Consider the following 5864-nt stretch of genomic DNA (forward strand, 5'->3'; position numbering starts at 1 on the left):
TATCCGACAGAACGGCAGCTAATATATAGTGCCTAATACTGATCTAGGGAGGGGGTCAGCTTGCTCTAGCGTATCCAGCTATAAATCAAAACAGTGGAATATCCTTCTTTTATTTCTTTATTAAGCTCTGCTGTTGTTAAATCTTCTATAAAAACAGAGTCATTAATCGTCGGTTTGTTTTCCCGTTTGCAACAAGTTAGTATCAGTAGAAAAATCCACACAACTGATCGAATACTATTTTTTAAATTTTCATTTTATTCATATTAATTTGTATTTCGACATAACTTACTTGTTTTTTTTTTGCAAACGGACTTATAAAACTCTAAATACTTTATTTAATGTGAGGATTAAATTTAAAGTAGAACAATGCATATTACCAGAATAAACCTTATCAAACAGTACACCTCAACCTAACTACTCTCCTTTGTTTCCAACAATAAAACAGCATTCTGCAGCATCTTTGACAAAACAAAAAAATCGCCTAGAAAGTAATTTCTAGGCGACCTATTGTTACTCCTTATTTTTTATTCTTCTTCGTTCCTTCATCCATTCTCATTAGACCTAGAATATCTCTACCTTCTACTGTTGCTCCCTTAGTGGCTGTACCAGTAGCAATATCTATCTGATAAATAGCCACCTCATTTTCTGCAACTATAGTAGGATACGCTTTTCCATCCTCAACAAACAAACCTGTTGCAAAATAACCTGATCTAAACAAAGGAATTCCATCTATAATAGATACTGTTTCTTGAACTAGATCTACAATAGCAAGTTTCTGATTGAATACCGTATTATAAGCAGACCATAATGCGCCAACATCAGTATTAGTTATAATAGTAGCAAGAGCCTTATTACCACCAAGATATGCAAGACCAAATATTTTTCCTTGTGTTTTCTCTTCAATATTAAAGAAGTAATTTGGATCAAACTCCGTCTCTCCACTTTTGATTCTCAATATTCCAGAAGGTTTTGTAGCTGGTTCTGGGTTAAAACCTGCTCCAGTAGCCCCACAAGATAGACTATAGATATCATCATTATCTGTTTTTATAAGTGTTGACATAGATGCATTCACACCAATATTACAAGTTCTATCATCCTCAATTATTTTTAAAGGAGTTTCTCCTATATCAGGGTATGAATAAACAGCCATATAAGCTTTATTTGGTCTTAACGTTTGCCACTTTCCTTCTGCATCATGAACTTGATACGGCACAAACAAGCGGTTACCTCTTATCATCAGGGCTGTAGGCATAGCCACTAATCCTTCTACTTCATCTTTCCATACGTCTGTCTTTATTTTCTTTGTTACACGCACATCCTCTGCATCTACAAAGTATATTTCTCTCTGTAGGAATCCAGCTCCTTGTGGTATCTCCATTGCCAACACCGTTTTCTCATCTTCAGAAACCGTAAATCTCTGAAAAACATCGTCATATAAAAACGGCTTATCACTCACCGCAACTTCACCACCATCGTTTACATAAGAAATACAATTTAGAGTACTACTGGTATATCCAAAGGATAATAACGAAGAGTTCCCTACTGGCACACCAAATCTATATCCACTTGGTGCTTCTATACCTTTTCCTTCTGCAGATAATGTTCCAGACATAAGCCCATCGATACCGTCAACGCTTATAACATAAGTTTGGCTTGGCTTGCTTTGATTCAAAAAAAGCTGCATCACCAAACGAGATTTGTTCTCTGATCCTGGATCAGGATTTGAGCCTACTGGTGCATCATCATCTCCACTACAAGAAGACAATAACATCCCTGCCATTAGAAATATCGACAATAGTGTTTTTACTTTTATTCTATCATTAAATTTGCTGTTTATTTTCATTTTTTCTATTTTTAATTGTAATTAGATCCTTAAAATTCAGATCGTTTATTGTTCACTGATTTCTTACTATTTGTATCTTTTTTATTTCATGTTTCTTTAATTATTTTTTAGTTTTTTTAATTCAACACATTAAAAATTAGTTTTACGAAAAAGCTCCGCCCTGGTTTTTGTATTCTAAAATTATCATAGGCTTCAATGTCAAAAATGTTCATACACGAAAGCGAAACATTGTAAGTATCGTTTTTCATAGAATAGGCCAGTGTTAGGTCATTAACAAACTGTGTTGGGATAACATTCTTGGTATCTACGTCTCCTAAGCCTTTCCAGGAAAGGAAAAAATCCTTTACATATCTACTATCAAAATAAATGGATAATTTGTTCTTTTTCTGGGTATCAAAAGGATGCACCGTTAATCTAGAATTTGCAAATAGGTAGGGAATATTGGGAACTTCATTATTATAATTTTCATTAGGCAGGCCGTTAACCGTCTTTGTTCTTTCTATAATTCTCTGATAGGTCCCATTCAAATCAACAGAAAAATGCGGGTTTATTTTAAAGTTCAAACTAGCTTCAACACCTTGAGATCTTACGTTATTGATGTTATCATATCTACTGTAAGGTCCTCCAACCGCGCCTAGTTGAATAAAATTCTCTGAAAACCTTAAAAAAAGGTTTGCTTCTGCCTTCAGGCGCATATCTCTAAATCTTGTGGTATACAAAGCTCCAAAATTGATATTGTTGCTGTTTTCAGATTCTAGGTCTGGATTGTAAGTAATAAATGCCCCATCCCCCAGAATTTCGTAATCATTAGGTAATCTATACGCTTTTTCAAAAGAAGTCTTTAAAAAAGTGTTTTTAGCAACTTTATAGGAGAGTGTTCCCCCATAACCTGTTTTATTAATTTTTGGCTCAGCCAATGATAATCGACCGTTTTGTTGTTCCTGAATTTCGATCTTTGCATTGTAAACAAATCTTTTTACAAATACCGATGCTCTGAGTTTATCGTTTAGGCTTTTATGATCATATGAAATGCCTCCATAAATTTTGTTCACATAGTTTGGGGTCTGGAATGTATTATTGAATTCATCCACCCTATCTGTACCTTCTCTTTTCAGATAATTTTGAACAAAGCCTAGATTTATAGAGTTCTTCTTGTTGATATGATAAGAAGAAGTTATAGTACTCCTTATGATATCATCTGTAATTATAAAGATTCTTTTTCTATTGTACACCTCTCCTTCGGGCGAGTCACTACTTCTCAAAAAGGCTTCCTCTGCCCAATTGTACCTAACTGATGAAGTGTCTACAATGGTCCTTTTGACTTTACCTTTCAACACATTACCCTTTAAATCGAGTTTTTTCCACTTTTTCTTGTAGTGGAGTGAAAATAGATTTGTTTCTCCTTTGGAATGAAAATCTCCATATACAGTCTCAACATTAGTCTCTGGGTGTTGGTATTCTTTTTTGTTTTTGCTACCTGTGTAAGCGACATATAACATATCTGCATATTTTTTACCTTTAACACCTACTTTTCCGTTGAACATATAAGACCTGTAACTATCGTGAAATCTTCTAGTAGAAATAGTCTCTTGAAAATTCCCCAAATCAAGCTCGTAGACATTTACATCGTCCATTCGGTAATTATTATCTGAATGGTTATAAAATCCAGAAGCAGTGGCAAAAATTCCTTTCTCACTGACATACTGACCGTTGAGCGATGCTCTTTTCGTGCCAAAGGACCCCACAGAAATAGAACCGTTTAAGAATGATTTCTTTAGATCAACCGTGCTTATATTTATAGCTCCTCCCAAGGCATCCGACCCTAATTCTACAGGAACAACCCCTTTGTATACCTCCATTTTTTTTATAAGATTTACAGGGAAATTATTAAGGGTCAAAGAAGAACCAAAGTTTTCCATAGGTATACCATCCAAGAAATATCTTATCTTATTTCCCGAAAGACCGTTAACGTATAGTTCGAAACTTGACCCCATCCCTCCACTTTCTCTAACTAGAATACCTGGAGTCTTTCTTATTACATCAGTAAGACTAAAGGGTTGGGCTTTGTATATATCAGCTTTGACAATATCTACTTTGTAACCAGTTTTTTTTACTTTCCGTTCTTCTGTCTCAACTAAGGATCTTACAACGACTTCATCTAAAGTGCTTAGGTCTTCGATAAGCACAAAGTCTACCGTATTAACATCATTTGACACATCTACAGTTTTTTGCTGGGATTTATGTCCCAAATGTTGCGCCTCTAAATGATACGTTCCTTTGTCAAGATCGTTGAAAGAAAAATACCCTAAAGAATCGGTAATTACCCCTTTATTTCTGTTTACAACAATAGATGCATATTCTACAGCCCCCCCCTTCTGATCACTAACTCTTCCACTTATGGAACCTGATTGAGAAAAACAATCGGTTATGTAAATATTAGACAAAACGAACAAAAATATTGTTATGTACGACTTTCTAAACACACTCATTTTATTTTTAACTTTTTAAACATATCTTATAATATTTTGATGGTATTTCATCTCCTGAAAAGTTATCAAATGCTAATGGATTATTAAGCTTATAAAACCCATTGGATGGTGAACTCATAAGATAAACTGCTTTATTAGATTGCAGCACTATTTCTACTCCATTACAGGTTACCACCTGTTCTTTTTGGGTTTCATTAAACAGACGAATTGAGCCTTCAAAGTTTATACCGTATCTATCAACAGTAACTTTTTGAGATTTGCTATTTATAGTGGAGACATAGAGAGTCGGTTCTTGTTCAGACGAATCAATTTTAGCTATTTCTTCATTTCTTTGTTTCTCAAAAGAGTTTGAAAACAAATCCCCTGTAAAATAAAAGACCAGTGCCAAACATGCGGCTATAGAAATTTTAGTAATCATTCGACAAGTCGAAGAAGAAAAAATTCTCTGAATAGAATTACTTATTGGATACTCTTCATCTATATCTTTATAAATATTTTTAAGCACCTTGTCACGGCTGAAGTGAAATGAAAAAACATACTCTAACTCTTCTTCATTATAATTAGTATCCAACCAATTTTCAATCTGCTCTTTTTCTGAAGAGGTACATTTATTGGCTACATATCTTTTTAGTAATTCCTGCGAAATTCCCATCCTAAAATTAAATCACTTTTCTGTTATTTAATTAGGTAGACGAAAACAAATTGGGTACCACAAAAAAAAGTAAACTTTTTTTTTAAAAAAGCTCGACTACATTCTTTCTAAGCAGTTTTAAAGCTTTGCTGATTTGATATTCCACAGCTCTTTCTGAAAGATTGAGCTTGTCAGCTATCTCTCTATTAGAAAGCGATTTATGGCGGCTTAGAAAAAATATATTTCTTGATATCCTTGGTAGTTTTTTAACCAAGTTAAAAATACTCTCTTTGGTATTTGAATAGATCAAATCATCCTCTGGAGATAGATTGGATTGTTTTTCAAACTTGGTATCAAAAAACAGTACTTTTTCTTTTTCGTGTTTGCGCCAATAATCGATCAATTTATTTTTTGCAGCTCTCAATAGGTAATTTTCAATAGGCCCATTAATCTCAATATCCTTTCTTTTTAACCATAATTTTGAAAATATCTCTTGAAGCAAATCTTCTGAAATCTCTTTATTACCTCTCAAGTTATGTATAAAAAAACTTAAAATTTTAGGACCATGTAGATCATAGAGTACAGTAAACCCTTCCAAAGACTTAAGATCGGGAACCTGTTTTTTCATTTTTTCCATTTGGATCGGTTTCTTTTTTCGCAAAGTGGATAATCCATCACCTAGTATTAAAAACAATATTTGCAAAATTAAAGTCCAAATAGGCTATATCCTAATTTTATTTAGATTAATTAAAAATAAAACTTAATTGTTTACTAAAAATTCTTAAAAACACGAACAACAAACACAATGACTTACAAATCAACACTTATTAATCGTTAGGGTAATTAGTTCTTATAAATCTTTCAGGCGGCGTATTTGGCGTGCTTATGATGGAAATATTTT

The 5864-nt window shown here is 33.5% G+C and carries 4 protein-coding genes; all 4 read right to left on the reverse strand.

What is annotated here, in order from left to right:
• Window positions 1–517: 517 nt before the first annotated feature.
• The 4 genes from CVD18_RS21050 to CVD18_RS21065 all read right to left on the reverse strand — a co-directional run bounded on the left by CVD18_RS21050 (window position 518) and on the right by CVD18_RS21065 (window position 5600).
• Complete coding sequence (locus tag CVD18_RS21050) at window positions 518–1843, reverse strand: DUF4374 domain-containing protein (protein WP_103867452.1); 1326 nt, start codon at window positions 1841–1843, stop codon at window positions 518–520.
• 116 nt (window positions 1844–1959) lie between these two features.
• Window positions 1960–4287 (reverse strand): TonB-dependent receptor, encoded by a 2328-nt coding sequence (locus tag CVD18_RS21055; protein ID WP_158250534.1) that lies wholly within the window; start codon window positions 4285–4287, stop codon window positions 1960–1962.
• Window positions 4288–4339: 52 nt separating this feature from the next.
• On the reverse strand, window positions 4340–4984 hold the full coding sequence (locus CVD18_RS21060; protein ID WP_103867454.1) for a hypothetical protein: 645 nt from the start codon (window positions 4982–4984) through the stop codon (window positions 4340–4342).
• Window positions 4985–5066: 82 nt separating this feature from the next.
• The gene (locus CVD18_RS21065; RefSeq protein WP_103867455.1) at window positions 5067–5600 is read right to left on the reverse strand and encodes a sigma-70 family RNA polymerase sigma factor; all 534 of its coding nucleotides are present in this window, start codon (window positions 5598–5600) and stop codon (window positions 5067–5069) included.
• Between the last annotated feature and the right edge of the window lie 264 nt (window positions 5601–5864).

The organism is Aquimarina sp. I32.4 (assembly GCF_002924285.1).
GTDB lineage: Bacteria > Bacteroidota > Bacteroidia > Flavobacteriales > Flavobacteriaceae > Aquimarina.